This is a genomic window from Streptomyces sp. NPDC051018 (assembly GCF_044456085.1).
In the GTDB taxonomy this organism is placed as follows: Bacteria; Actinomycetota; Actinomycetes; order Streptomycetales; family Streptomycetaceae; genus Streptomyces.
Genome location: NZ_JBITFN010000001.1, coordinates 542,367 through 568,828, shown reverse-complemented (window position 1 = coordinate 568,828; position 26,462 = coordinate 542,367). Strand labels below are relative to the sequence as shown.

Here is a 26,462-nt window from a genome sequence, read left to right as displayed (position 1 = left end):
GTGCGGGCCCGCCGGACGCGGTACGGAACCCGGTGGGCACGGCGGGCGCTCCCGTCCTGGGGCGGGGTCGCCGCGCCCGTGCCCCTGGATGTGCTGACCCGTCAGGAGGCCCCGCCCGCTCCGCGCTACCCCAGCCGTTCCCGCAGATGGTCGCGCCATCGCGCCGTGAAGTCCTCCGGGGTCGTGGACAGGAGGTCCGACATCGCCTTCCGCAGCGCTGACGCCCGGTGCTTCCCGCCGCCCACCTCCCGGTAGAACTCCGTCAGCTTCTCCTCCCCCCACCGCTCGGCGATCAGCTCGCAGGCGAGCCAGCCGCCCTCGTACGCCCGCGCCAGCGCTTCCGCGTCGCCCCCGAAGGAGAAGTCCTCGTCGGACGGCAGCTCCGCGGGCACGTCGCCCGCGCGGACGGCCCGCTGCAACTCGGGCGCGTTCTGGCCCGCCGTACGGGCGGTGCCGCGGTAGGCGACCCAGTCGGCGAAGCCCTCGGAGAGCCACATGGGGGTCGCGGACGAGGTGTGGGCCCGGGTGGCGACATGCGTGGTCTCGTGGGTGAGGACGACGTCCCGGCCGAAGTCGCCCAGCAGTCCGTACGCCGCGGGGTTCACGATCACCCGGTCCGCGGGCACCGCCGCCGTCGTACCGGTCTCGCCCGTGGTGACCGCGGCGATGCCCCGGTAGCCCGCCGACGGGGTGCCGAGGAGCGCCCCCATCGCCTCCACGGAGCCGGGGACGAGGACGACGACCCGCCGGGCCCAGGGGCTGGGCCAGGAGGCGGAGACCGCGGGTACGGCCCGGTCGGCGGTGGCGGCGATGGCCCTGAGCCGGGCGGGCTCCTGGTCCACGGCGAGGACCAGGCTGCGATGGCCGCGGACGACGGAGACATCGCCCTGCTGCCAGAGCTGCTCGGCCGCGCCCTCGCCGGGCCGGTCGGCCGTCACGTACCAGCGGCCGTCGCGCAGCCCCAGTTCCAGGACGCGGGGCACGGCCACGGGCGCGGTGTCGTATCCGGCGATGCGGTACCGGAGGTCGGCCCGGGCGACGGCTTTGGGGCCGTCGCGCTCCACCTTCGCCACCCGGTAGTCCCAGGAGCCGAGCGGCACATCCGCGAGATTGCGGAACAGACGGCGCTCCTCGGCCCGCAGTTCGGCCAGTTCGGGGGCGAGCGCGGCGAGATAGGCGTTCTCGTCGCGGGCGAGCACGGCGGCCGCGCGGGCGTCCAGCGCCTGCTGGACGGCGTCCACGGTGTGCTCGGACGCCGTGGGCCCGGAGGTGCACCCGGTCAGGAGCGCCTGGGCCAGGAGGGCCGCGGCGAGGCCGAGCCCCGTCGCCCTCCGTACCGCCCGGTGCGGCGCGCCCCGCCGCCTGTGTCCTGCCATCCGCCGATCGTACGGAACGCAGCCCCGCTCAGACCCGGGTGACCGAGGAGACGGGCATCATCCCGACGGGGTCGTAGCGCACCGAGGCGCCGGGATAGGGCGCGTGGACGACCTGTCCGTTGCCCACGTACATCCCGATATGACTGGCGTCGTCGCGGTAGGCCACCAGATCTCCGGGGCGTGCCTGGGAGAGCGGGATCCGGCGGCCCGCGTACCGCTGGGCCTGCGAGGTGCGCGGGAGGGAGACGCCCGCCTGGGCGTACGACCACTGGGTCAGCCCGGAGCAGTCGAAACCGGAGGGCCCGTTGGCGCCCCACACATAGGGGCGGCCGACGGCGCCGCGGGCGGCCATGACCGCGGTGGCGGCGCGGGCGGAGGCGGGCGCGCCGCCGGACGGGCCCGGCACGGGCGCGCGGCCGGAGCGGGCGGTGCGGCCGTAGTCGGCGCGCTCGCTCACCGGAAGGGAGTTCAGCAGCCGCTGCGCCTGGGCGAGTTTGCCCTCGACGGCGCGCTTGTGGCGGGCGACGGCGGCCCGGCTGCGTTCCAGATCGGCGAGATGGAGTCCGGCTTCAGCGCGTTCCTGGCGCAGCCGGCGCTGGGTGTACCGGAAGTCCCGGAGCATGACGGTCTGGCGTTCGCTGACGCGTTCCAGCAGCTCGGCCTTTTCCAGATAGTTCTCGGGGTCGGAGGAGAGCAGCAGGGAGAGCGCGGGGTCCATGCCGCCGGACCGGTACTGCGTGCCCGCCACCGAACCGAGCGCGCCGCGCATGCGGTTGATGCGCTCCTGGCCGCGGGCCACGCGGTCCTGCGCCGCGGTGAGCCGCTCACGGAGCCGATCGCTGCGCTCATCGGCCCGGTTGAAGCGCTCGGTGGCCCGCTCGGCCTCCTCGAACAGCCGGTTCACCCGGGCCCGTGCCGATTCCGGCGAGCCCTGCGGGTCGGCCAGGGCGGGTGCGGCTCCGAACGCCGCGGCGGCCGTCGCCACGGCGGCGGCCGACAGGACGGTGACCCGGGCACCGTGGGTGAGACCGGGCTGTGAGGACCGTCGATGGGACACCACGGGCCGCGCTCCCTTCCGCGTACGGGGACATTGCGCGGCAGACAGTAGCCGGGCGACTACAGTGCGGCCAAAGACCCCGGCGGGCGGGCGCGACGACGCCCCGCCGGGAGACCCACAGGTCACCGGCGGGGCGCAGTGTCCGCGGACGGTACGGGAATTCGCTCGTTCGGGCGCCATGTGCGCGCCCTCGCACCGGGCCCGCCCCGCCCACCGCTCTCCGGTGCGCCGGGCAGGGCCCGGGACATCGGGCCGGAACGCCGGGCGGGCCCCGGGACGCCGGTCAGATACGGACGCCGAACTGGAACGGCATGTTGTTGATCGACTCGTAGCGGACGACCGTGCCGGTGCGCGGCGCGTGCAGGATCTGGCCGTTGCCCGCGTAGAAGCCGACGTGGTGCTGATCGCCGTAGAAGATCACCAGATCGCCCTGCTTGAGCTGGCTCTGGGAGTAGATGCGGGTGCCGGCGTTCGCCTGCGCCTGCGAGGTGCGCGGGATGCCGACCCCGGCCTGCGCGAAGGCCCAGGAGGTGAAGCCGGAGCAGTCGAAGGAGTTGGGGCCGGAGGCGCCGTACACATACGGTGTGCCGATCTTGCTCTGGCCCGCGGCGAAGGCGGCGGCGGCCCGCCCGGAGGCGGGTACGGCCTTGCCGAGGTCCGCACGGGCGCTGGCCCGGTTGGCGCGGCTCTCGTCCTTCTTGAGGGCGGCGCGCTCCTTGGCGCTCAGGGAGTTCAGCAGCTTCTGCGCGGAGGCGAGTCTGGTCTGCACCTCGCGCTTCTTGGTGCCGAGTTCCTTGCGTGTGTCGGCGAGGTCGCCGAGCTTCGCCTGGGCCTCCTTGCGCTGCTGCGCGAGGGTGCGCTGCTTGGACTGGATCTCCGTGAGCGCCTCGGTCTGCTTGGAGCCGAGCTGGTCGAGCGCGGACGCCTGGTCGAGATAGGTGTCCGGGTCGGAGGAGAGGAAGAGCTGGACGGCCGGGTCCAGGCCGCCGGAGCGGTACTGGGCGCTGGCGACCGTACCGAGGCCGGCGCGCAGGGTGTTCAGCTCGTCCTGGCCACGGGCGACCTTGTCCTGGAGGGCGTCGACCTCCTTCTGGAGCCTGGTCTGCTGCTCCTTGGCGCCGTTGTACTTCTCGGTGGCCTTCTCAGCCTCTTCGTAGAGCTTGTCGACCTTCTCCTTGACCTCGTTCTTGCTGGGCTGGGGGGCTGCCTGGGCGGCCTGCGAGGTCAGGGCGACGGCCGCGGCAGCGGTCGCGGTGAGCACGGTCACTCGGGTGCGGCCCGGCTGCTTTGCACGACGGTGAGACGCCACGAAGGCGGGCTCCTTCTTCGTCTGCCGCCAGCCGGGAAGGGAGACATCCGTATCCCCGGCTCCGCGCGGACGGCTCCCCCGGGAACAGGCCGGCACACACGGACTCGGCGGTTCCTCCGCTGCCGCCCCGGATGGGCGATCGACCGCGCGAAGGTTCGACGCCTGACCCTAGTGACCTTCTTGTGATCACTTCAAATCCTCGTGGGAAAAATCTCTCGGCAGACCGAATTCTTTACTCACATCACACCCGTGGTGATGGTTAATTGACACACAGTCCCGCAATGCCGAACGCCAATTCGGGAAATTCAGCGGCAATTTGGCCATTATTCCGATGATGCGACCGGGGCGGGAGGGAGTGGAGCGGGCGCCGATCGGGGGCGCGCGAGAACCCGCGCACGCGGGCCGACCGGACGGACTCCGGACAGACAGGCAGACTCCGGACGGACCGACGGGCGGGCTCCGGACGGGCGGGCTCCGGACGGACCGAGCGCGGGAGAACGCCGTACGGGAGACCCCGTACGCACGGGAGGGGATCCGTGTACGCGGACCGGTCAGACGCGCGAGAGCCGCCGCAGCAGCAGGGCGGAAGCGACGGGCCTGGCACCGGCCTTGGCCACGCCGTCGGCGACCTCGCGGTCGGTGGAGACCACCACCACGGGCCGGCCCGGCGGTTCCGCGCGCACGAGCTGGCGGATCAGTTCGTCCGCCGTGACGCCCGGCTTGGAGAAGAGCACCCGCACCCCGCGCGGCGGTGCCAGCAGGACGGGGGCGGCCAGTTCGGCCCCGTCGAAGACACAGGTGATCTCGGCACCGGTCTGCGCGGCCAGCACCGAGAGCCCGCCCAGCAGCCGCAGCCGCTGCTTCTCCAGCGGCATCGTCGGATAGCCGGTCTTGGTGACGTTGTACCCGTCGACCACCAGATGGACCTGCGGCAGCGCGAGCAGTTGGTCCAGCAGGGCCGGGTCGGTCTCGGAGAGCGCGCGGGCGGCGATGTCCTTGGGCGACATCCGGCCGGGTGCCACCGCGTCGACCGTGTCACCGGGGTGGACCGAGGCGGGTGGCAGCGCCAGTTCACGGCGCAGCCCCTGGGCCGCGTCCAGCACGGTGTCCAGCAGCAGCCGCAGCCGCATGTCCTCGATCGAGCGGCCCTCCCGGGTGGCCCGGCGGCCCGCTTCGACGGCCGCCTCCGCCTCGCCGAGCCGCGCCTTGAGCCGCCGGGTCTCACTCTCGGCCGCGGAGAGCTGGCCCGCGGCCTCGGTCCGTACGGTCTCGATCTCGGCGTTGGCCCGGCGCAGGGCGGCCTCGCCGCGCTTGATGTCGCTGTGCGCGCTGCGGAGCTTGCGGCGAAGCGATTCGGCTTCCTTGCGGGCCGTCTCCAGCTCGGTGCGCAGCCGCTCCGTCTCGCTCTTGGTGAGCCCGCGGGCCTCGGACAGCTCCTCACGCAGCCGTTCCAGCTCGCGCCGTCCGGCCTCGTCGGCGCGTTCGGCGTCGGCGCGCAGGGCCTCCTCGCCCGCGGCGGCGACGAGTTTCACCCAGCCGGTCGGCCGCAGGACATAGGCGGCCGCCGCCACATCGAGGGGATCGGCCGCGGCGGGCGGCGATCCGGCCGTCAGCGCGGCACACAGCTCGGGCTGCGCCTTGGTGAGCCGATCGGCGATCCGCTGGCGGAAGACCGGATCGCTCTCCAGCGCCGCGGCCATCGCGTTGCCCGCGAGCTTGGCCCGGCGGGAGGGGGTGAAGCGGGCGTACTGCCTCAGCTGGGCGGGGAGTTCGGCGACCATGAGGCTGCCGAAGGCGTCGGCGACCAGGCCGACGACCCGCCGGCGTACGCCCTCCGGCAACGGCCGGTCGAGCGCCTCTGCGGCGTCACCGGCCGCACCGGCCGGTTCGGCGCCGCTGTCAGGCTGCTCCACGATCCGTCACCCCACTACCCCTCGGCACCGTCGCCGGCGCTCCTTCAGGAGTCCGCGCCCGGCCTGTCCACGAGCTCGATCTCGTCCACGGCGTTGCACCAGCGGCAACGCACCGACTCGATGGTCTCACTCAGCACCTTGCGCTCCTCCACGTTCGGCTCCCCCGCGAGGTCCAGATGGACGTATTCGACGACCTTCGAGGAGCGGGTGACATCGAAGCGGGTGAGATTGCCGCAGAGCGTGCAGCGCCAGCGGGTGTCCGCCGTCGGCGAGGGAACCGTCTTCATCGTTCCGTCCTCATTTCTCGTACGGGTCTGTCGTACGGGCCGGCCGTACCGGATTTCTCCGTACCGGATGCGGGTGCCGCGGTGCGCCATCGGACTGCGGGTGTACTTCTCGTAACTCTATGGCCTCGCGGGTACCCGGAAGCACGGCGAGGCGCCCTGTACCGTTCGGTTCGGTTACGTCATGATCTGTCCCGTGATCGATTGGCGGGGCGGGGCCCTGGGAGCGGTCCGCGGCGCGGTGACCGGCCCCGCCGTGACATACGGCGTGATCGCCGTCTGCTGCGCGGTCTTCCTCGTCAGCCCCGTCTCCGGTCTCAACCCCGCGTACGGAACCGGTGACGCGCTGCTCGCGGCGCAGAGCGCGTACTTCGAACGGTGGGGGGTGATCCCCGACGAACTGATGAGCGGCGCGTCCGGCACCCTGCTCACCCCGTTCACCGCGCTGTTCGTCCACGGCAACTGGCTGCACCTCCTCGGGAACATGCTGTTCCTCCATGTTTTCGGCGCGATGGCCGAGGAGTACATGGGGCGGCTGGAATACACCCTTTTCTATCTCGGCACCGGATACGCCGCACTGGTCGCGTACGCCGCGGTCAACGCGGGCTCGGAGCAGACGCTGGTGGGGGCGTCCGGGGCCATCTCGGGAGTGCTCGGCGCGTTTCTCTTCCTCTTCCCGAAAGCCCGCGTCACCAGTCTCTTCCCCTTCCTCTTCTTCCTGCCACTGCGCTTTCCCGCGTGGATCGTGCTGATCTTCTGGTTCGTCCTCCAGTGGCTGGCCGCCTCCGGCGCGGGCAAGGGCGGCCCGGGAGTGGCGTATCTCGCGCATCTGGTGGGGTTCGGGGCCGGGTTCCTCTACGCGTGGGGGCGTTTCCGGCGTCCGGCTAGAGTGAAGGTCCAGTCAGCGGCCACCGAGGGAGAAAGCCAGCCGTGATCACCGCGATCGTGCTCATCAAGACCAGCGTGGACCGCATCCCCGAGATCGCCGAGTCGATCGCGGCCCTCGACAGCGTCAGCGAGGTCTTCTCCGTCACCGGCACCTACGATCTGATCGCGATGGTCCGGGTCGCCCGGCACGACGATCTGGCGGAGGTGATCCCGGGCCGGATCAGCAGGATCGAGGGCGTGCTCGCCACGGACACGCACGTCGCCTTCCGTACGTACTCCCAGCACGACCTGGAAGCCGCCTTCGCGATCGGTCTCGACTCGTGATCCACGGCCGGTCCTGATCCGCGGCCGGATGAAGAAGTCCTCATCTCGTCCTCATCCGGCGCCTGTGGTGGCGCCCCCACCATCGACATCATGGTCTTCTCCCACCGCATCGCGGCCCTGGCCGCCGTCGTCGCGATACCCCTCGGTATCGCGGTGACCAGCTATGCCCTCACCGACAGCCCCGACTCGCGCAAGGTTCCGCCCAAGGTGCAGCTGGAGACCGACCCGGGCAGCGGAACGCCGTCGGGCTCACCCGGCACCCCCGGGCCCACCCCGGGCGACCAGACGGTGGGGCCGCCCGTGAGCGGGAACCCTCCGGGCGACGACGACGGCAACGACGGCGGCGGTACCGGGTCGCCGGCCGGTCCCGGCGGGACCGCCGGAACGGAAACGGCCCCGGGGTCCGGAGCCGGGTCCGGTTCCGGTACTGATTCCGGTTCCGGTTCCGCGGGGCGGGACGACGACGGCCCGGGGGGCGACGACCACGGTGACGACGGCTGAACCCCTGCGCCGCTGGGTCACCGCACGGCTGCACATCGTCTCCGCCCGGACCCGCATCCTGCTGTGGCTGCTGATCGTGATGGCGGTCGCGCTCGGCTCGGTCGCCGTGGCCACCCGCTCGGTGCTGCTCCGCGATGTGGACCACCGGATCGACGGCCTCCTCGTCCAGGAGACCAGCGAGTTCGCCAATTTCGTCAGACAGGGCGTCGACCCCAGGACGGGCCGGAAGTTCACCGAACCCGACCGGCTGGTCCGGCTGTTCCTGGAGCGCCAGTACGCCGACCCCGACGAGGAACTGCTCGGCCTCTTCGAGCAGAACACGGCCACGCCCCGCAAGATGGTCCAGTCGCGCGAGCTGCGGACCAGCCTGCCGCTGGCCGACGACCCGGCCTCGCTCGCCGCGATCTTCGACTCCCCGGACGCGATCGGCACCCTGCACCGGCGCCAGGGGGAGATCCGCTGGGCCAAGGTCGCCATCGATCCCGGGGCGCCCGGCCGCCCGGCCGCCGCCTTCGTCGTCGCCATCCACCCGGAGAGCGAGCAGGGCAAGGCGATCGGCGTCTTCCGGATGCTTCTGGCCGTCTCGGGGGTGGCGCTGGTGATGACGACCGGCATCGGCTGGGTCGTCGCGGGCCGCATCCTGAGGCCCGTACGGCTCGTCCGCACCACCGCGGCCCAGCTCACCGAGCAGGATCTGACCCAGCGCATCCCCGTGGAGGGCAAGGACGACATCGCCGCACTCGCCGGGACGTTCAACGCGATGCTCGACCGGCTGGAGCGGGCGTTCGCCGCACAGCGTGAGTTCGTCGACGACGCGGGCCATGAGCTGCGGACGCCCATCACGATCGTCCGCGGGCATCTGGAGCTGATGGGCGAGGATCCGGCGGAGCGCGAGCAGACGGTCCGTATCGTCATGGAGGAACTGGACCGGATGAGCCGGATCGTCGAGGACCTGCTCCTGCTGGCCAAGGCCGAGCGGCCGGACTTCGTCGCACCGGAGCCCGTACAGCTCGGGGAGCTGACCGCGGACGTCTTCGTCAAGGCGCGGGCGCTGGGCGAGCGGGACTGGCAGCTGGCCGAGGCGGTCGACGCGGAGGTACGGCTCGACCCGCAGCGCATCACCCAGGCCATGGTCCAGCTCGCGCAGAACGCCGTCCAGCACACGGTGCCGGGCCAGCGCGTCAGCATAGGTTCGCGGATCGGCGTACCCGACGGGGGCGACGGCGGAGCCGCGTACGGGGGGACGGGTTCCGGCGGTTCGGGTGCCTGCGGCCCGGGGTCCTCCGGGTTTCCGGGTACCGGGTCCCCGGGCTCCGGCGGCTCCGGGGGCTCCGGCGTCGGGAGCCTGATCGAGCTGTACGTCGCCGACACCGGTCCCGGTGTCCAGCCGCAGGACTCCGAGGTGATCTTCGAGCGCTTCCGCCGCGGGACCGCCCGCCGGGGTGCGCGGGCCACCGGCGCGGGCCTCGGCCTCGCCATTGTGAAGGCCATCGCAGAAGGGCACGGTGGACGGGTGGAACTGCGCCCCACCGACGGTGGCGGGGCGACCTTCGTCCTCACCCTCCAGGAGGAAGCGAAGCCGTGAACCGGATACTCATCGTCGAGGACGAGGAACGCATCGCCGCATTCGTCGAGAAGGGGCTGCGGGCGAACGGCTTCACCACCACGGTCGTCGCGGACGGCGACGCCGCCTACGACTACGCCATGACCGGCGGCTTCGACCTGGTGGTCCTGGACATCGGGCTCCCCGGCCGCGACGGCTTCACCGTGCTGCGCCAGTTGCGCGAGGCCCAGGTCTCCGTACCCGTGATCGTCCTCACCGCACGCGACTCCGTACGGGACACGGTGGCCGGCCTGGAAGGGGGCGCCGACGACTGGATGACCAAGCCCTTCCGCTTCGAGGAACTCCTGGCACGGGTACGGCTCCGGCTCCGCACGGCCGCGAGGGCACCGGAGGTCACCGTCCTGCGCAACGGCGAACTGACCCTCGATCTGCGCACCCGCAGGGCCCGTTCGGGCGAGCGCACGGTGGATCTGACCGCGCGGGAGTTCGTCCTGCTGGAACTGTTCCTGCGCCACCCGGGGCAGGTGCTGTCACGGGAGCAGATCCTGTCCCATGTCTGGGGGTACGACTTCGACCCGGGCTCCAACATCGTGGATGTGTACGTCCGCGCGCTGCGCAAGAAGCTGGGTGCGGACCGGGTCGAGACGGTACGCGGGATGGGCTACCGGCTCCCCGACTGACACCGCGCCCGGGCGCGGGGCACCCACCGCGGGAATCCGCCGGTGCGCGGGACCCGCTTCGGCACCGGGCCCGGCCACCGCGCGGGCCCCTATCGATGCCGGATCCCCACCGCCCGTACGCGTGAGGCCCGGCGCGAGGGCGGCCGTTCGCGCATACGCGGCTCCCGGCTCCTTGCTCCCCTGCTTCCGGCTTCCCGCCTTCCCGCCTTCCCGGGCTCCCGGGCTCCCGGGCTCCCGGACGTTCCGTCACCCGCCTTCCGCTTCCTCTGCTCCCGGACGTTCCGCGACCCCGCGTCCGGCTTCCGCCCTCGCCGGGCGGAGGCGCCCCGGGGCCTTGCCCATCCCCGCCGACCGCGAAGGCGCCCCTCCGGTCACGCACCCGGGACACCCGCCCTTCGAACGCCTCCCCTGGACACGGCCCACCGGCCAGGTTGCCCCGGAGGCCGCACCACCGCCGGATCCGTCGGTCGCGTGCTCACCGGTCACCCCCACCGCACCGGTCACTTCCGTGCCGGTCACTTCGGTGCCCGTGACCTGCGTGTACGGACAGCACGGACCGTTCCCGCGAGCGCGCCCGGCCCCGCCGGGGCGGCCGCGAATGTCGCGTATCCCGCGTGAAGTTCCTTTCATCAGCGGCTCATGGAACCCTCACCGGCCGCGTGAACCCTCGGTGAGGTGAGCCTGAACCCGCGACAAGCCGCCACCCTCTGTGTGGCCCTGAGTATCTGCGCGCTGCTCGCCGTGCCCGGGAACTTCCCCGGGCTCGGCGGCGACGCGCGGATCACCCTGGCCGTCTTCGCCTTCGCCACCTGCGCCTGGATCGGTACGCCGATCGACGACACCTATATCGCCCTGGGCGCGGGGCTGGCGCTGACCGCGACGGGGGTGATCAGCAGCGACACGCTCTTCGGCACTCTCGGGGACGACACGGTGTGGCTGCTGATCTGCGCCTTCGTACTGGCCGCGGCGGTCACACGGACCGGGCTCGCCGGACGGGCGGCGGCGTTCTTGGTCACCGGGGCCCGCAGCGTACGGCAGTTGACGCATCTGACCACCGCGGCGCTGGTCGTCACGGCCTTCGCCGTTCCCGCGACCTCCGGCCGGGCGGCGCTGGCGCTGCCGGTGTTCCTGGCGCTCGCGAAGGCGCTGGCGGGGCGTACCCGGCTGATCGTCATGCTGGCGCTGCTGTTCCCGACCGTCATCCTGCTGTCCGCGGTCGCGACCCTGATCGGCGCGGGGGCGCATCTGATCACCGTGTCCGTGCTGTGGGAGACCACCGGTGAACGGGTCGGGTTCGCCCAGTGGCTGCTGCTCGGGCTGCCGCTCGCGGTGGTGTCCTCCCATCTGGCGGCCGAGGCCGTCCTGTTCACGACCACCGGGCGCGCGGACCGCCGGGGCCCGGTCCGGATCACCGCCGAGCAGATACAGGCGCACAGCGAACGGCCCGTCACCGGCCCCTGGTCGCCCGCGGAGGCCCGGTGCGCGCTGCTGCTCGCGACCGTCGTCGCCCTGTGGTGCAGCGAACCCCTGCACGGGGTGGCCCCGGCCGTCGTCGCGCTGATCGGCGCGGTCGTCGCGTCCTCGCCCGCGCTGGGCACCGTACGGCTGAAGGAGGCGCTGAAGACCGTGCCGTGGTCGCTGCTGCTGTTCATGGCCGCGACGATGGCGATGGGGGTGGCGCTCGCCGACTCGGGCGCGGCGAAGTGGCTGGTGGGCGGGGTACCGCTGGATCTGCCGCCGTGGCTGTTCCTGGGCGTGGTGATCGCCGTGTCCACGGCCGCTCATCTGGTGCTCCAGTCCCGCTCGGCCCGCTCGTCCGTGCTGGTTCCCCTGGTCGTCGCGGCGGCCGCGGGCGCCGGGGTCAATCCGGTCGCGGCGGCCCTCGCCTCCACGGCGGCCGCCGGCTTCTGCCACACGCTGCCCGCGTCGGCCAAGCCGGTCACCCTCTTCGCCGACATACCCGGCACCCCCACCTACACCCCGCGCGATCTGCTGAGGCTGTCCGCCGTGCTCGCGCCGCTCACCACAGCGCTGGTGCTGCTCTTCGCCGTCGCCGTCTGGCCGCTGCTCGGTGTCCCCGTCCGCTGACGTACCACCGCACCCGTCACCACCGCCCGCTCCCTCCCATCAGTCCTCTCAGTCCTCGAAACACCCTCATACGCCAGGAGTTCCCACGATGCTGACCCGATTCGCCGTCGCCCCGAGCGGCTTCAAGGAGTCCCTGTCCGCACAGTCGGCCGCCGAGGCCATCGCCTCGGGTGTACGCCGGGTCGTCCCGGACGCCGAGATCGATCTGATCCCCCTGGTGGACGGCGGCGAGGGCACGGCCCGTGCGCTGGCGGCGGCCTCCGGCGGCCGGCTCGTACCGCTCACCGCCACCGGCCCCACGGGCGCCCCGGTCGACACGCACTTCGCGCTCCTCGACAAGTACACCGCCGTCGTGGAGATGGCGGCCGTCGCCGGGCTGTCGCTCGTCCCCCGCGATCTGCGCGATCCGGGGAGGACCACCACCTACGGTGTCGGCGAGCTGATCAGGGCCGCGCTCGACGCCGGCGCCCGGGAGATCCTCGTCGGCTGCGGCGACTCCGGAACCTCCGACGGCGGCGCCGGGGCCCTCCAGGCACTCGGCGCGCGGCTGCTCGACGACCAGGGGCGGGAACTCCCGCACGGCGGACGGGAACTGGCCCGGCTCCGGCGCGTCGACCCCTCGGGCCTCGACCCCCGGCTGGCCCGCACCGGGATCCGGGTCGCGTGCAATCCGTTCAACGTGCTGTGCGGCGAGCGCGGTGTCGCCCGGGTCTTCGGCCCCCAGAAGGGGGCGACCCCCGCCCAGGTCGACCAGCTCTCGGCCGGGCTGGAGAACTGGGCGTGTGTCCTCACCCGCGATCTGAACGTACGGGCCGATCTGTACGCCGGTCCCGGCACGGGCGCCTCCGGCGGCCTCGGCGCGGGGCTCGCCGCCCTCGGCGGACGGCTGCTGCCCCGGTTCGAGGTACTCCTCGACCAGCTCGATCTCGACGCCCGGCTGGCCCGCGCCGATCTCGTCCTCACGGCCGAGGGAGCCCTCGACCACCAGACCACCCGCGGCAAGGTACCCGCCGAGGTCGCCCGGCGCGCCAAGCGGTTCGGGCGGCCGGTGCTGGCGCTGGCGGGCACGATCGGCGAGGGCGCCCATCAGGTGCGCACCGTGGGCGTGGACGCGTACAGCGCGATCCTGCCCGCGCCGGTCACGCTCACGGAGGCGCTCGGGCGCGGCGGCGAGTTCCTCACCGACGCGACCGAGCGGGCCCTGCGGATGATCCTGATCGGGACCCGGCTGCCGGCCGGGGCGGTCCGTCAGCCGGTGGTGTCGGGGACGCAGCGCCCGTCCTCGGTGCGGTAGCTCCACCGCGCGCCCTCGGTGACCAGTTCCCTCACGGCCCGGACGAACCGCTCCAGGTGCTCGTCGGGGGTGCCCGCGCCGAAGCTGACGCGGATCGCGTTCAGGGACGTCTCCCCCGTCCCGGCGTCGGGCGCTCCGCACTCGCCCGGGTCCCGGGGCTCGCCGCCCAGCAGGGTGCGGACCAGGGGGTGGGCGCAGAACAGACCGTCGCGTACCCCGATGCCGTACTCGGCGGAGAGCGCGGCGGCGAAGTGGGAGCTGTTCCAGCCGTCGACGACGAAGGAGATCACCCCCACCCTCGGGGCGTCGTCGCCGAACAGCGACAGCACCCTGACCCCGGGCACCTCGGCGAGGCCCGCCCGGACCCGTGCGACGAGGTCCTGCTCGCGGGCGACCAGGGTGTCGAAACCGGCCTCGGTGAGCGCCTTGCAGGCGGAGGCGATCGCATAGGCGCCGATGACGTTCGGCGAACCGGCCTCATGGCGGGCGGCGGTGGTGTGCCACTCCACGTCCACCCCGCCGTCCGCGCCCCGGGCGACCGTCCGGGACGCACCGCCGCCCGCGAGATACGGCTCCGCCTCCCGGAGCCAGTCCGCCCGCCCGGCCAGCACGCCCGAGCCGAACGGCGCGTAGAGCTTGTGCCCGGAGAACGCGATCCAGTCGACGTCCAGTTCCCGCACCGACACCGGGTGGTGCGGCGCGAGCTGGGCCGCGTCCAGGACGATCCGCGCGCCGCCCGCATGGGCGGCGGCGGCCAGCTCCCGTACGGGCCACAGCTCACCGGTCACATTGGACGCGCCCGTCACACAGACCAGGGCCGGTCCGTACGGATCACGGCCGGCGAGCGCGGTCTCCAGGATGCGTACGGCCTCCCCGGGGGTGCGGGGGGCGTTCAGATAGGTCACCCGGGTGTCCCTCCCGCGCCCCCCGCCGTGCGGGGACCCCCACGGCAGCAGCGCCGCGTGGTGCTCGGTCTCGAAGACGAAGACCTCGCAGCCCGCGGGGAGGGCCCCGGCGAGCAGATTGAGCGAGTCGGTGGTGGAGCGGGTGAAGACGACCTGGTCATCGTCGCGGCAGCCGAGGAAATCGGCGACGGTGCGGCGGCTGTTCTCGAAGAGGTCCGTGGAGAGCTGGGAGAGATAGCCGGCGCCCCGGTGGACACTTCCGTAGTACGGGGCGTACGCGGCGACGTCGTCCCAGACGCGCTGGAGCGCGGGGGCGCTGGCCGCGTAGTCGAGAGCGGCATAGGTGACCTCGCCGCCGGTGACGAGCGGAACGGTGACATCACGGCCGAGAACGGGCAGTGGGGCGGTCTGGACGAGGGTGTCGGGGCATGCGGACATGGCGGGTTCTCCCGGGGATACAAGGCGGAATGGCTTCGATGACCCCACACGGGGGCGCCTCGGCGCACGGCACAGGTCCGTGGCGGAGGGTGTGCTGAAGAAGGGGCGGGAAGCCCTATCGCATTCGCTTGCTCACGAGACTGCTCCCTTGAGGACCAGGACCCCAGGTTTCGCAGGGGTCCGCGCTTGCCGCGGGCCTCGCTGCCCACGGCCTGGTCTTCACCCGGGGCACCCCGCCACGGACGGAGGGTTGCCGGACAGCGGGCCGGGGCCGTAGTCGCTGTCACTCATGACCTGCGGGAACGCTATGGCACCGCCGCGCCTGCCCGCAACCCGGTCCCGTATCCCGGACCGGCCCGCCGCCGGTGCTCGCCCCGGGCGCGTGGGGGCGCCGCCGTCCCCGCTCCGGACGGACACCACGGCACCGACCGTGTGACAGCCGGTTCGGCTTCGGGGGCCCGGGCGCGGAACCCGTGACGGGAGTGTGGCTGCCGAGGAGTACCGGGGTCCGGCGGTCGCACCGGCGGATGGGCGGATGGGTGGCAGAGGATCCCAGAAGACAGCGCTGAGCCGTGTCGCCGAAGGAGCGCCGACCGTCCGGAAGGCGCGGGCCGCGGTGTCCGGTGCGCGCGGTCGCCGGACGGAGGGCCGCACTCATACGGGTCGTACGCGGGTCATCCGGACGACGGGGCTCGGACGCACCTCCCGGGCAGTGGTGGCCCGGAGGGCTCGGGCGTACATCCCGGACCCCGGGCCCAGGGGCACCACCCCGGCCCCAGGCCCAAGGGGAACCTGACGGCCCCGGGCCGGGAGGGAGCCGTAACCTCGCGCCCTACGCCGTTCCCCGGCCGGGAAGGAACCGTAACCTCGTGCCCCTACGCGTTGCTCGCGCGGACCCACCCCTCCAGAACCGCCTTCGCGGCTCCGGAGTCGACCGACCGGGCCGCCCGGCCCATCGCGTCGGCGAGCTGTCCGGTGAGCGGCCCCTCGCCGGGAGCGAGCGCGACCAGCGCTGCGGCCGCGTTCAGCAGGACCGCGTCACGGACCGGTCCCGTCTCACCGGCCAGGACACGGCGCGCCACATCCGCGTTGTGGGAGGCGTCCGCACCACGCAGGGCCTCGACCGGGACGAGGCCGATACCGATGTCCCGCGGATCGAAGGTCTCCTCCCGTACGGAACCGTCCCGGACGACCCATACGCGCGATGTCGCCGTCGTCGTCAGCTCGTCGAGACCGTCGTCGCCGCGGAAGACGAGCGCGGAGGAACCGCGCTCGGCCAGCACGCCGGCGAGCACGGGCGCCATCAGCGGGTCCGCGACCCCGGTGGCCTGCGCCTTCACCCGCGCGGGGTTGGTCACGGGACCCAGGAAGTTGAAAAGCGTACGGATGCCGAGTTCCTTGCGTACCGTCGCCACATGCCGCAGGGCCGGGTGGAACTTCACCGCGAAGCAGAAGGTGATGCCCGCCTCCTCGGCGACCTCGGCGACGCGCTCGGGGGTCAGTTCCAGATTGACGCCCAGCTTCTCCAGGACGTCCGAGGCACCCGAGGCGCTGGACGCGGCACGGCTGCCGTGCTTGACGACCTTGGCCCCCGTACCGGCGACGACGATCGCCGACATGGTGGAGATGTTCACCGTCTTCGCGCCGTCGCCGCCCGTGCCGACGATGTCGACGCTCGGTCCGGGCACCTCGATCAGATTCGCGTGCGCGTACATGGTCCGCACCAGACCGGAGAACTCCTCGACGGTCACCCCCTTGGCACGCAGGGCCACCGCGAATCCGGCGATCTGGGCGTTGGTCGCCTCTCCGCTGAGGATGCGGTCCATCGCCCAGGCGGTCGCGTCGGCGCTCTGGTCGTTGTTGTTGAGCAGCGAGTCCAGCACACCGGGCCAGGAGTGGGCCAGCCCGCTGTCGCCGCCAACCGGGGTCACAACGTTCATGGTCCGCTCCTGGGTCCACACGCGAATAGGGATGGGTACCACCCTATCCAGCCCCGGGCACAGCGAAGAGCCCCGTCCGGCGTACGGACGGGGCTCCCGCTGTGGCGACCGGCCGGCCGCCGTCGGTCACGGCGGCCGGTGGGTCCGGACGGTCAGTGGTGCGACTGACCGCTGGGGATCTCCTCGTGTTCCTCATGGCCGTGGCCATGGGCGGCGGCGATCTCCCGGTACTCCTCGCTCGTCGGCTTGGGGATCTGGTTCCCCTCGCCGTAGTAGCCCTTGCTGAGCCTGGCCCTGAGCTTCTTCGTGAGGCTGATCTTGCGCCGTACGCCGTTCTCGTCGACCGCGGGGCCGACCTCCAGCGGCTGGTACTGCTCATGGGCCGTGAGCGTGTGCAGATCGCTCTGGCTGAGCGGCTCGTGGACCTCGATGAACTCACCGTGCGGCAGGCGCTTGATGATGCCGGACTCGCGTCCGTGCAGCACCTTGTCCCGGTCGCGGCGCTGGAGACCCATGCAGATGCGCTTCGTGATGATGAACGCGAGGACCGGTCCGACGAAGAAGAAGATCCGGACGAACCAGGTGATCGCGTTGATCGACAGATTGAAGTGCGTGGCCCAGATGTCGTTGCCGCCGCCGACCAGCATGATGAAGTACGCGACCAGCCAGGCCACACCGAAGCCCGTACGGGTCGGGGTGTTGCGCGGGCGGTCCAGGATGTGGTGCTCGCGCTTGTCCCCGGTGATCCAGGACTCGATGAACGGATAGACGGCGATCGCGGTCAGCACCAGCGGGAAGACGACCAGCGGGATGAACACGCCCAGTACCAGTGTGTGGCCCCAGGCGTTGATCTCCCAGCCAGGCATCACACGGACCAGACCCTCGGCGAAGCCCATGTACCAGTCCGGTTGCGCGCCGGTGGACACCTGGTCGATGCGATAGGGGCCGACGGCCCAGATCGGGTTCAGGGTGGCGATCGCGGCGACCACGGTGATGACACCGAAGACCAGGAAGAAGAAGCCTCCGGCCTTGGCCATGTAGACCGGCAGCAGCGGCATGCCGACGACGTTCTTCTCGGTCCGGCCGGGGCCCGCGTACTGCGTGTGCTTGTGGTACACGACGAGGATGAGGTGGCCCACCAGCAGGGCGAGCATGATGCCCGGCAGCAGCAGGATGTGGATCGAGTAGAACCGGGGCACGAAGTCGTGGCCGGGGAACTCGCCGCCGAAGAGGAACATCGAGATGTACGTACCGACGACCGGTACGGACAGGATCGCGCCCTGCACAAAGCGGACACCGGTGCCGGAGAGCAGGTCGTCCGGGAGCGAGTAACCGGTGAAACCGGTGAACATGCCGAGGACGAGCAGCAGGAAGCCGAACAGCCAGTTGACCTCGCGCGGCTTGCGGTACGCGCCGGTGAAGAAGACGCGCATCATGTGGACCATCATCGCGGCGACGAAGATCAGCGCGGCCCAGTGGTGGATCTGCCGGATCAGCAGACCGCCGCGTACGTCGAAGCTGATGTCCATCGTCGACGCGAACGCCTCGGACACCCTGACGCCCTGCATGGGCTCATAGCTGCCGTGGTAGACGATCTCGTTCATCGACGGGTTGAAGAACAGCGTCAGATACACACCCGTGAGGATGATGATGATGAAGCTGTAGAGGCAGATCTCGCCCAGCATGAAGGACCAGTGGTCCGGGAAGATCTTGCGCATATTGGCCTTGGCCAGGGTGTAGATCCCCAGCCGGCCGTCCGCCCAGTCGGCGACCCGCTCACCGGCGGGTGCCTTGCGCTCGGACTGCTTGCGGTCAGGCGTATTACTCATCCGCGCTCCCAGAAGGCGGCACCGACGGGCTCTTCGAAGTCCCCGAGGGCTTCGAGGTTGCCCTCGGCGTTCACGCCGATCCGCAGCTGCGGAAGGGGGTGGCCTGCGGGGCCGAAGATGACCCGGGCGCCGTCGGAGAGGTCGAAGGTGGATTGGTGACACGGGCAGAGCACATGGTGCGTCTGCTGCTCGTAGAGGCTGATCGGGCAGCCGACGTGGGTGCAGACCTTGGAGAACGCGACGATGCCCTCGTGCGACCAGTCCAGCTCGCGCTTGTCCTTGATGTCCTCCGGACGGATCCGGACGAGCATCAGGGCGGCCTTGCCCATCTGGATCTGCCAGTCGTGGGCGTCGTGCTCCAGCCCCTCGGGCGAGGCGAAGACCAGCGAACCGACGGTGATGTCCTCGGGGCGCAGCGGCTCGTTCGTGTTCATGTTGATGAGCTGCTTGCCCTTGGCCCAGAGCGTGGAGCGGAGCTTCTTCTCCGGCAGGGGGCCGAGGTCGCGCAGCAGCACCACTCCGGAGAGCGGCACCAGCGCCATCGCGCCGAACATCGTGTTGCGGATCAGCTTGCGGCGGCCGAAGCCGGACTCCTCGTTGCCGGCCGCGAAGTCGGCCGCGACCCTGGCCTTGACCTCGGGCGACGCCGCGATCGGGTGGCGCTCGTCGGCGATCTCCTCGTCGGACATCAGGGTGCGGGCCCAGTGGACCGCCCCGGCGCCGATGGCGAAGAGGGCGACACCGAGTGTCAGGCCCAGCGAGAAGTTCAGCGCGCTCACATGGCCGAACGGGAAGATGTAGACGATCTTGTCGACCGGGAAGACGACGTAGGAGGCGATGAACGCCACCGTGGCCAGCATCGACAGCGTGAACAGGAAGGCGACCGCGCGCTCGGACCGCTTGGCGGCGCGCTCGTCGATGTCCTGGATACGCGGCCGGTGGGCCGGCATCCCCGGGTCGGCGAACGGGTCGGTGCCGGCCTCCCCGTGCCTGGCCACGTCACCGTGTCCGGCCGGACCGTGCCCGGCGCCCTGCTCGTGGGGCAGGTTCTCTTCTGGAATGTCTTGGCTACTCATGACTTCTTGGCCTTAGCGGTGTGGGCCGCGACCCAGACGGCGACTGCGATCAACGCGCCGAGTCCGAAGACCCAGGCGAAGAGCCCCTCACTGACGGGGCCGAGGCCACCGAGCGAGAGACCACCGGGGCTCTCGGCCTCCGTGCCGTTCATCTTCTGGACGTAGGCGATGATGTCCTGCTTCTCCTTCTCGGGCATCACGCCGTCGGGGAAGGAGGGCATGTTCTGCGGGCCGGTCTGCATGGCCTCGTAGATGTGCTTGGCGCTGACGCCCTCCAGGGTGGGGGCGTACTTGCCGTCGGTCAGCGCGCCGCCCTTGCCCGTGAAGTTGTGGCACTGGGCACAGTTGGTACGGAAGAGGTCGCCGCCCTTGGCGACATCCGCGCCGGTGGGGCTGTACTGCTTCTCGGTCGGTGTGATCGGACCGGCGCCGAGCGAGGCGACGTACGCCGCGAGCTGGTCGATCTCGGCCTGGCTGTAGATGACCTTCTTCTTGGGCACCTGGGCGCCGGGCTGCTGGGCGGGCATCCGGCCGGTGCCGACCTGGAAGTCCACCGCGGCGGAGCCGACGCCGACCAGGCTCGGGCCGTCGCTGGTTCCCTTACCGCCGGTTCCGTGGCAGCTCGCGCAGCCGACGGTGTAGAGCTTCTTGCCCTCCTCGATGGCGAGGGACTGGGCGGTTTCATCAGCCTGCGCCTTGTCCGCGGGCGCGAACGCGGCGTACAGCCCCCCGGTGGCCGCCAGCGCGAGGAGTAGGACGACGACCGCCGCCAGCGGATGGCGTCGTCGTGCGGAGAGCTTTTTCACGGATTACCCCGGTGTCAGGATTTTCTGCGTCGATGCTTCTGGACTGTGTCTGTTTCAGGCGGCGCCTGCATCGGGCACGGGGCGCCTGCCCTCATTACTTGATCATGTAGATCGTGAGGAAAAGGCCGATCCAGACGACATCGACGAAGTGCCAGTAGTAGGACACGACGATGGCGGCGGTTGCCTGCTCATGGGTGAATCTCCTGGCCGCGTAGGTGCGGCCCAGGACCAGCAGGAAGGCGATGAGGCCGCCCAGCACATGCAGTCCGTGGAAGCCGGTGGTCAGGTAGAACACCGAGCCGTACGGGTCGGACGAGAGCGACAGGCCCTCGTGCTTGACCAGCTCGACGTACTCGGTCACCTGGCCGCCGACGAACACCGCACCCATGATGAAGGTGATGATGAACCACGTCCGCAGCTTCTTCACATCACCGCGCTCGGCGGCGAAAACGCCGAGCTGGCAGGTGAGGGAGGAGAGCACCAGGATCGTGGTGTTGGTCGCCGAGAAGGGGAAGTTGAGAAGGTCTGCCTTCCCGCTCCAGAACTCGGCACCCGTCACCGATCGCAGAGTGAAGTACATCGCGAAGAGGGCCGCGAAGAACATCAGCTCGGAACTCAACCAGATGATGGTTCCGACGCTGGTGAGGTTCGGCCGATTGACCGACGGGTGCGCGTGCCCGGTTTCTACTGTCGTTGCTGTCGCCACGACCGACATTATGTCGGTCGCTTATCCCGCCCTCACTCCGGGGGGTGCCGTTCGGTGTGTCAGTGGTTCCGCCCCAGCTCGAACGGCCCATCGAAGCGGCGCCCGGGCAACTGTTGACGCGCAGTCGGACGGAGTAGCATCCAGGCCCAAGGACCCGAGGGACAGGCCCCGGCGCCGCTGGACGGAACCCGGCACCGGCACCTGGTCCGACAAGGGATCCCGGCCGGATCCACCGGCCGGTCCGACGACGCGGAGGAACGATGCAGCCGACCGCCACCGTGCTGGTCTACAGCGATGACGCCAACACCCGCGAGCAGGTGAGGCTGGCCGCCGGACGCAGGCCCGCGGCCGACGTTCCCCCGCTGGAGTTCATCGAGTGCGCCACCCTGCCCGCCGTGCTGAGCAGGCTCGACGCGGGCGGTATCGACGTCTGCGTGCTGGACGGGGAGACCGTTCCGGCGGGCGGTATGGGGGTCTGCCGGCAGATCAAGGACGAGATCTTCGACTGCCCGCCCGTGCTGCTGCTGATCGGCCGCCCGCAGGACGCCTGGCTGGCCACCTGGAGCCGCGCGGACGCCGCGGTGACGCTCCCGGTGGACCCGGTGGAGTTCGCGGACGCACTGGCCTCGCTGCTGCGCACCAGGCTGGCCGTGGACGCCTGACGGCGGCGGTGACGGGAAGAGGTCCGGAGCGGGGCTCCGGACCTCTTGTGCTGTACGGATCACGGTGCCCGCCGTCCGTTCCGGGCGCCGGGTCCCGTCGTCGGCGGCCCTCCCGGACCGTATGGCCGGATCCGAGGGGGCGGGTTCCGGCCCGAACCGGTGGCCGGTCCCGTGTCCGTCCGCCTGCGTGGCCGCCGGCGTCCGTAGCCGGGCCCGTGACCGGACCGCCGGCCCGTCCGCGGCTCGGCGGCTCAGACCCGCGGGCGCAGCCGGGCCGAGTCCGAGGGGCTGGTGCCGTCCCGCGTCCCGGCGGCCAGGGCGCTGCCCTCGCGCCATTCGTCCCAGGGCATGTTCCAGTCGCCGTACCCGTTGCCGAAGGCGTCCATCTCCTCGCCGATGCTGTTGACGACCTGGACGATGTCTCCCTCGCGCACGGTCTCGTAGAACCATGCGGCGTTTCCGGTCGACATTCCCACACAGCCGTGGCTGACATTGGCCGATCCGTGCGACCCCGCGGACCAGGGTGCCGCGTGGACGTACTCGCCGCTCCAGGTGACCCGGGTCGCGTAGTACACCGGCAGGTCGTACTGCTCCGAGCCGAAGATGCCCACGCTGGCGCCCCGCATCCGGACGAAGTACTCCTTGCCGAGGATCACCTTGACCCCGCTCCGGGTGGAGAAGCCCGGCTTGCCGGTGGTCACCGGGATGGTGTTGATCACTTCTCCGTTGCGCAGGACCGTCATCTCGTGCGCCGAGGCGTCGGTGATGGCCTCGATACGGTCCCCGATGGTGAGCTTGAGGCCCTTGGAGGGGCCTCCGTAGAGCTTGTTGGAGACCTTCACGCCCCGGAGGTTGCTGGCGACGTTGACGGTCGCTCCCGCGGGCCAGTACTCCTTCGGGCGGTAGTGCAGCACCTCGTCGTTCACCCAGTGCCAGGCGCCCTCGATGGAGGGACGGGATTCCACCTTGAGCCCGCGCTCGACGAGGGCCCTGGCCGCCTTGTCCTTGACCGGGAGGCTCAGCTCGGCGATGAGGGGCTGGCCGACGCCGTACGTACCCGCCTCGGGGCCGAACTCGACCGTCAGGAACCGCTGGGCCGGTGAGGTGTCGAAGGCGACCGTACGGCTGCCCGGGGAGCCCTCGCCGTCCTCCGTGGAGACCTTGGCCGTGTACTTGGCACCCGCGGCCAGGGAGCCGGTGGACCGCCAGCGGGTGCCGTCCGCGGTCAGCTCCCCCGCGAGGTGGTGGCCGTCGTCGGAGACGACCGTCACATCGGTGATCCGGCCCTCGTCCCCCTTGACGGTCACTTCCAGGGGCTTGTCGGGGTCGACCGTGCCCGCCTTGGGAGTGTTGAGGACGACCTGCTGGGCCGCGTCGAACGGCTTGGTCGACAGCGGATGGGAGTCGGAGTCGCCGCACGCGGTCGCGACCAGCCCGAGGGACACGACCAGCAGCGTGCAGCGGAATACGGTGCGAAAGCGCGGCGTCTGGTTCATATCCATACGGTATGAAGATCACTTCGCGGCGGCGCGCTGAGTGCGTGCAAACGGGCGAGGCCCGGGTCCCCCTGGGGAGGGGAACCCGGGCCCGGGTCATACGGCGTCGGCGCGGTGCCGACGCCCTGGACGGGACCGGTACCGCCGGTGGCGGTACCGGCCGGTCCTGATGCCTCGGGCGGCGCCTGCGGCGCCGCCCGCGCCACTACTGGTTCTGGTTCTCACCGCGGTAGTACTCGAACGTCCAGCCCCAGATACCGACGAGGATGAGCGGCGCCGAGAAGTACAGCAGCCACCAGCCCACCGCGACGGCGAGGAACGCGAACGCGCCGCCGGTGGCCAGGAAGAGCGGCTGCCAGCTGTGCGGGGAGAAGAACCCCACCTCGCCGGCCTCGTCCGCGACATCGGCCTCGGTGTTGTCCTGGGCCATCGCGTCGACCCGCCGGGCCGTGTAGGCCAGGTAGAAGCCGACCATGACGCTCAGGCCGAAGGCGAGAAAGAGCGCGGTGGTACCGGCCGGTTCCTTCGACCATACGCCGTACAGGATGGCGACGGCGAGGATGAAGACGCTCAGCCAGAGGAACATCTTTCCCTGGATCTTCACTTGCCGGCCTCCGTCCCATTGGTGAGAGCGTGCTCGCCCTTGTTCTCGAGGTGGTCGAGAGCGGCGATCTCAGGGTGATGCAGATCGAACGCCGGGGATTCGGAACGGATCCGCGGAAGCGTGAGGAAGTTGTGCCGCGGCGGCGGGCACGACGTCGCCCATTCGAGCGACCTGCCGTAGCCCCACGGGTCGTCGACCTCGACCTTCTTGCCGTACTTGGCGGTCTTCCAGACGTTGTAGAAGAACGGCAGGAGCGACGCGCCGAGCACGAAGGAGCTGATCGTGGAGATGGTGTTCAGCGCCGTGAAGCCGTCCGCGGCCAGATAGTCCGCGTACCGCCGGGGCATACCCTCCGCGCCCAGCCAGTGCTGGACCAGGAAGGTGCCGTGGAAGCCCAGGAACAGCGTCCAGAAGGTCATCTTGCCGAGCCGCTCGTCCAGCATCTTGCCCGTGAACTTCGGCCACCAGAAGTGGAAGCCGGCGAACATCGCGAAGACCACGGTGCCGAAGACGACGTAGTGGAAGTGCGCGACGACGAAGTACGAGTCGGAGACGTGGAAGTCCAGCGGCGGCGAGGCCAGGATGACACCGGTCAGACCACCGAAGGTGAAGGTGATCAGGAAGCCGATCGTCCAGAGCATCGGTGTCTCGAAGGACAGCGACCCCTTCCACATGGTGCCGATCCAGTTGAAGAACTTCACACCGGTCGGTACCGCGATCAGGAAGGTCATGAAGGAGAAGAACGGCAGAAGGACGCCGCCCGTCACATACATGTGGTGCGCCCACACCGTCACCGAGAGACCGGCGATGGCGATCGTCGCGGCGACCAGCCCCATGTAGCCGAACATCGGCTTGCGGCTGAAGACCGGGATGATCTCCGAGATGATGCCGAAGAACGGCAAGGCGATGATGTACACCTCTGGATGGCCGAAGAACCAGAAGAGGTGCTGCCAGAGCAATGCGCCGCCGTTGGCCGCGTCGAAGATATGGGCACCGAACTTGCGGTCCGCCTCCAGCGCGAAGAGCGCGGCGGCGAGCACCGGGAAGGCGAGCAGGACCAGAACACCGGTCAGCAGCACGTTCCAGGTGAAGATCGGCATCCGGAACATCGTCATACCGGGTGCGCGCATGCAGATGATCGTGGTGATGAAGTTGACCGAACCGAGGATCGTGCCGAAGCCGGAGAAGGCCAGACCCATGATCCACATGTCGGCGCCGACACCCGGCGAACGGACGGCGTCCGAGAGCGGGGAGTAGGCGAACCATCCGAAGTCGGCGGCACCCTGGGGGGTGAGGAAGCCGGCCACCGCGATGATCGAGCCGAAGAGGTACAGCCAGTAGGCGAACATGTTCAGCCGCGGGAACGCCACATCGGGCGCGCCGATCTGCAGCGGCATGATCCAGTTCGCGAAACCGGCGAACAGCGGCGTCGCGAACATCAGCAGCATGATCGTGCCGTGCATCGTGAACGCCTGGTTGAACTGCTCGTTCGACATGATCTGCGTGCCGGGACGGGCCAGTTCGGCGCGCATCACGAGCGCCATGATTCCGCCGATGACGAAGAACACGAACGACGTGACCAGGTAGAGCGTACCGATGGTCTTGTGGTCGGTGGTGGTCAGCCACTTCACCACGACATTGCCGGGCTGCTTGCGCCGGACGGGCAGCTCGTTCTCGTACGAGTCGTCGGCCGCGGCTGCACCCTGGGGTTGGTTGAGGATGCTCACAGTTGGTTCTTCTCCGCGTTTTTGGCGGGGGTCGTCTGCTCAATGCCCGCCGGGACGTAGCCGGTCTGACCCTTGTCCGCCAGCTCCTTGAGGTGCTGCTGGTAGCGCTCGGGGGAGACGACCTTGACGTTGAAGAGCATCCGGGAGTGGTCCACGCCGCAGAGCTCCGCGCACTTGCCCATGAAGGTGCCCTCCCGGTTGGGCGTCACCTCGAAGGCGTTGGTGTGCCCGGGGATGACGTCCTGCTTGAAGAGGAAGGGGACCACCCAGAAGGAGTGGATCACATCACGGGAGGTCAGCACGAAGCGGACCTTCTCCCCCTTGGGCAGCCACAGCGTGGGGCCGGGGTTGCCGTTCTGGGGGTTCCGGGTGCCGGGGATGCCCGCGTCGTAGACACCGCCCGCGTTCTGCGGGAGGTCGTCCAGCCACTTGTCGGGGATGGCCTTGAGGTTCTTGTCCTTCTTGGCATCGCCCGTCACACCCGGCACGGGCTCGATGTAGTTGAAGGCCCAGCTCCACTGGTAGCCGACCACGTTGATGGTGTGGACAGGCTTTTCGGAGAGGGAAATGAGCTTTGTCTCGTCACGCGCGGTGAAGTAGAAGAACACCGAGACGACGATGAGCGGGACCACGGTGTACAACGCCTCGATGGGGAGGTTGTACCGGGTCTGCGGGGGGATCTCCACCTTGGTTCGGGTACGCCGGTGGAAGTAGACACTCCACAGGATCAGCCCCCACACCAGGACGCCCGTGACGAGCGCCGCAGCCCACGACCCCTGCCACAGGGAGAGGATGATGGGCGCCTCTTCCGTGACCGGAGTGGGCATGCCAAGGCGGGGAAAGTCTTCCCAGGTGTATTCGCAACCGGTGGCGGTAACCAGGATCAGGCCCGCAGTCAGCACCTGCGGCAGCTTCCGCCGCATCGGGCGCCGCGACGCGGGGGTACCACCCGCGCGTTGGCTGCGGGGGAGGTCGGAGCCGTTGGGACTCACGTA

The 26,462-nt window shown here is 70.6% G+C and carries 23 protein-coding genes and 1 riboswitch; of the genes, 8 read left to right on the top strand and 15 right to left on the bottom strand.

Features of this window, described 5'->3' with window-relative positions; translation table 11 throughout:
- Positions 1-125: 125 nt before the first annotated feature.
- The 5 genes from ACIBCM_RS02265 to ACIBCM_RS02245 form a co-directional block, all read right to left on the bottom strand.
- On the bottom strand, positions 126-1,376 hold the full coding sequence (locus ACIBCM_RS02265) for a hypothetical protein (RefSeq protein WP_399239191.1): 1,251 nt from the start codon (positions 1,374-1,376) through the stop codon (positions 126-128).
- A gap of 28 nt (positions 1,377-1,404) precedes the next feature.
- Positions 1,405-2,436: an NlpC/P60 family protein gene (locus ACIBCM_RS02260; RefSeq protein ID WP_399239189.1), complete on the bottom strand. Its 1,032-nt coding sequence runs from the start codon at positions 2,434-2,436 to the stop codon at positions 1,405-1,407.
- 280 nt (positions 2,437-2,716) lie between these two features.
- On the bottom strand, positions 2,717-3,742 hold the full coding sequence (locus ACIBCM_RS02255) for an NlpC/P60 family protein (RefSeq protein WP_399239187.1): 1,026 nt from the start codon (positions 3,740-3,742) through the stop codon (positions 2,717-2,719).
- A 551-nt stretch (positions 3,743-4,293) separates the two neighbouring features.
- The gene (locus ACIBCM_RS02250) at positions 4,294-5,655 is read right to left on the bottom strand and encodes an NYN domain-containing protein (RefSeq protein ID WP_399239185.1); all 1,362 of its coding nucleotides are present in this window, start codon (positions 5,653-5,655) and stop codon (positions 4,294-4,296) included.
- A 44-nt stretch (positions 5,656-5,699) separates the two neighbouring features.
- Positions 5,700-5,942 carry a hypothetical protein gene (locus ACIBCM_RS02245; RefSeq protein WP_399239183.1) on the bottom strand — a complete coding sequence of 81 codons (243 nt, stop codon included), beginning with the start codon at positions 5,940-5,942 and terminating at the stop codon, positions 5,700-5,702.
- Between the two features lie 193 nt (positions 5,943-6,135).
- Between ACIBCM_RS02245 and ACIBCM_RS02240 the strand changes: the two genes are divergently transcribed.
- From ACIBCM_RS02240 to ACIBCM_RS02210, 7 genes are all read left to right on the top strand, one after another.
- Positions 6,136-6,873, top strand: a complete 738-nt coding sequence (locus tag ACIBCM_RS02240; RefSeq protein ID WP_399239181.1) for a rhomboid family intramembrane serine protease — start codon at positions 6,136-6,138, stop codon at positions 6,871-6,873.
- The gene (locus ACIBCM_RS02235) at positions 6,870-7,151 is read left to right on the top strand and encodes an Lrp/AsnC family transcriptional regulator (protein WP_389269797.1); all 282 of its coding nucleotides are present in this window, start codon (positions 6,870-6,872) and stop codon (positions 7,149-7,151) included. The genes ACIBCM_RS02240 and ACIBCM_RS02235 overlap by 4 nt, the downstream gene beginning before the upstream one ends.
- Before the next feature lie 90 nt (positions 7,152-7,241).
- Positions 7,242-7,652, top strand: a complete 411-nt coding sequence (locus tag ACIBCM_RS02230) for a small secreted hydrophilic protein (RefSeq protein WP_399239178.1) — start codon at positions 7,242-7,244, stop codon at positions 7,650-7,652.
- Positions 7,639-9,237: an ATP-binding protein gene (locus tag ACIBCM_RS02225; RefSeq protein WP_399239176.1), complete on the top strand. Its 1,599-nt coding sequence runs from the start codon at positions 7,639-7,641 to the stop codon at positions 9,235-9,237. Before ACIBCM_RS02230 ends, ACIBCM_RS02225 begins: the two co-directional genes overlap by 14 nt.
- A complete protein-coding gene (locus ACIBCM_RS02220; RefSeq protein ID WP_399239174.1) occupies positions 9,234-9,896 on the top strand; it encodes a response regulator transcription factor in 663 nt (220 codons plus the stop codon). The genes ACIBCM_RS02225 and ACIBCM_RS02220 overlap by 4 nt, the downstream gene beginning before the upstream one ends.
- Before the next feature lie 675 nt (positions 9,897-10,571).
- Positions 10,572-11,984, top strand: coding sequence for an SLC13 family permease (locus ACIBCM_RS02215; RefSeq protein ID WP_399239172.1), 1,413 nt, complete (start codon positions 10,572-10,574; stop codon positions 11,982-11,984).
- An 88-nt stretch (positions 11,985-12,072) separates the two neighbouring features.
- On the top strand, positions 12,073-13,278 hold the full coding sequence (locus ACIBCM_RS02210) for a glycerate kinase (RefSeq protein ID WP_399239170.1): 1,206 nt from the start codon (positions 12,073-12,075) through the stop codon (positions 13,276-13,278).
- On the opposite strand, the gene ACIBCM_RS02205 is transcribed toward ACIBCM_RS02210, so the two are convergent.
- From ACIBCM_RS02205 to ACIBCM_RS02180, 6 genes are all read right to left on the bottom strand, one after another.
- Complete coding sequence (locus ACIBCM_RS02205; RefSeq protein ID WP_399239168.1) at positions 13,233-14,621, bottom strand: aminotransferase class V-fold PLP-dependent enzyme; 1,389 nt, start codon at positions 14,619-14,621, stop codon at positions 13,233-13,235. The genes ACIBCM_RS02210 and ACIBCM_RS02205 overlap by 46 nt on opposite strands.
- Positions 14,622-14,798: 177 nt before the next feature.
- A riboswitch (SAM riboswitch) is annotated at positions 14,799-14,916 on the bottom strand.
- A gap of 580 nt (positions 14,917-15,496) precedes the next feature.
- Positions 15,497-16,561, bottom strand: coding sequence for an anthranilate phosphoribosyltransferase (gene trpD, locus ACIBCM_RS02200; protein WP_399239166.1), 1,065 nt, complete (start codon positions 16,559-16,561; stop codon positions 15,497-15,499).
- A gap of 152 nt (positions 16,562-16,713) precedes the next feature.
- Positions 16,714-18,390: a cytochrome bc complex cytochrome b subunit gene (locus ACIBCM_RS02195; RefSeq protein ID WP_399239164.1), complete on the bottom strand. Its 1,677-nt coding sequence runs from the start codon at positions 18,388-18,390 to the stop codon at positions 16,714-16,716.
- The gene (locus tag ACIBCM_RS02190; RefSeq protein WP_399239162.1) at positions 18,387-19,466 is read right to left on the bottom strand and encodes a Rieske 2Fe-2S domain-containing protein; all 1,080 of its coding nucleotides are present in this window, start codon (positions 19,464-19,466) and stop codon (positions 18,387-18,389) included. Before ACIBCM_RS02190 ends, ACIBCM_RS02195 begins: the two co-directional genes overlap by 4 nt.
- Positions 19,463-20,272: a c-type cytochrome gene (locus tag ACIBCM_RS02185; protein ID WP_399239160.1), complete on the bottom strand. Its 810-nt coding sequence runs from the start codon at positions 20,270-20,272 to the stop codon at positions 19,463-19,465. Before ACIBCM_RS02185 ends, ACIBCM_RS02190 begins: the two co-directional genes overlap by 4 nt.
- A gap of 94 nt (positions 20,273-20,366) precedes the next feature.
- Positions 20,367-20,987 carry a heme-copper oxidase subunit III gene (locus ACIBCM_RS02180; RefSeq protein WP_399239158.1) on the bottom strand — a complete coding sequence of 207 codons (621 nt, stop codon included), beginning with the start codon at positions 20,985-20,987 and terminating at the stop codon, positions 20,367-20,369.
- Between the two features lie 251 nt (positions 20,988-21,238).
- On the opposite strand from ACIBCM_RS02180, the gene ACIBCM_RS02175 reads away from it, so the two are divergent.
- Positions 21,239-21,640 (top strand): hypothetical protein, encoded by a 402-nt coding sequence (locus ACIBCM_RS02175; protein ID WP_399239156.1) that lies wholly within the window; start codon positions 21,239-21,241, stop codon positions 21,638-21,640.
- 251 nt (positions 21,641-21,891) lie between these two features.
- On the opposite strand, the gene ACIBCM_RS02170 is transcribed toward ACIBCM_RS02175, so the two are convergent.
- The 4 genes from ACIBCM_RS02170 to coxB form a co-directional block, all read right to left on the bottom strand.
- Positions 21,892-23,136 (bottom strand): Ig-like domain-containing protein, encoded by a 1,245-nt coding sequence (locus ACIBCM_RS02170; RefSeq protein WP_399239154.1) that lies wholly within the window; start codon positions 23,134-23,136, stop codon positions 21,892-21,894.
- Between the two features lie 205 nt (positions 23,137-23,341).
- A complete protein-coding gene (locus tag ACIBCM_RS02165; protein ID WP_399239152.1) occupies positions 23,342-23,740 on the bottom strand; it encodes a cytochrome c oxidase subunit 4 in 399 nt (132 codons plus the stop codon).
- Positions 23,737-25,467 carry a cytochrome c oxidase subunit I gene (ctaD, locus tag ACIBCM_RS02160; RefSeq protein WP_399239150.1) on the bottom strand — a complete coding sequence of 577 codons (1,731 nt, stop codon included), beginning with the start codon at positions 25,465-25,467 and terminating at the stop codon, positions 23,737-23,739. The genes ACIBCM_RS02165 and ctaD overlap by 4 nt, the downstream gene beginning before the upstream one ends.
- Positions 25,464-26,459, bottom strand: coding sequence for a cytochrome c oxidase subunit II (coxB, locus tag ACIBCM_RS02155; RefSeq protein WP_399239148.1), 996 nt, complete (start codon positions 26,457-26,459; stop codon positions 25,464-25,466). The genes ctaD and coxB overlap by 4 nt, the downstream gene beginning before the upstream one ends.
- Between the last annotated feature and the right edge of the window lie 3 nt (positions 26,460-26,462).

Coding starts and splice junctions, on each gene's coding strand:
- ACIBCM_RS02265 (WP_399239191.1), bottom strand. CDS start 1,376: ATGGCAGGACACAGGCGGCGGGGCGCGCCGCACCGGGCGGTACGGAGG.
- ACIBCM_RS02245 (WP_399239183.1), bottom strand. CDS start 5,942: ATGAAGACGGTTCCCTCGCCGACGGCGGACACCCGCTGGCGCTGCACG.
- ACIBCM_RS02230 (WP_399239178.1), top strand. CDS start 7,242: ATGGTCTTCTCCCACCGCATCGCGGCCCTGGCCGCCGTCGTCGCGATA.
- ACIBCM_RS02210 (WP_399239170.1), top strand. CDS start 12,073: ATGCTGACCCGATTCGCCGTCGCCCCGAGCGGCTTCAAGGAGTCCCTG.
- ACIBCM_RS02205 (WP_399239168.1), bottom strand. CDS start 14,621: ATGTCCGCATGCCCCGACACCCTCGTCCAGACCGCCCCACTGCCCGTT.
- trpD (WP_399239166.1), bottom strand. CDS start 16,561: ATGAACGTTGTGACCCCGGTTGGCGGCGACAGCGGGCTGGCCCACTCC.
- ACIBCM_RS02195 (WP_399239164.1), bottom strand. CDS start 18,390: ATGAGTAATACGCCTGACCGCAAGCAGTCCGAGCGCAAGGCACCCGCC.
- ACIBCM_RS02190 (WP_399239162.1), bottom strand. CDS start 19,466: ATGAGTAGCCAAGACATTCCAGAAGAGAACCTGCCCCACGAGCAGGGC.
- ACIBCM_RS02180 (WP_399239158.1), bottom strand. CDS start 20,987: ATGTCGGTCGTGGCGACAGCAACGACAGTAGAAACCGGGCACGCGCAC.
- ACIBCM_RS02175 (WP_399239156.1), top strand. CDS start 21,239: ATGCAGCCGACCGCCACCGTGCTGGTCTACAGCGATGACGCCAACACC.
- ACIBCM_RS02170 (WP_399239154.1), bottom strand. CDS start 23,136: ATGAACCAGACGCCGCGCTTTCGCACCGTATTCCGCTGCACGCTGCTG.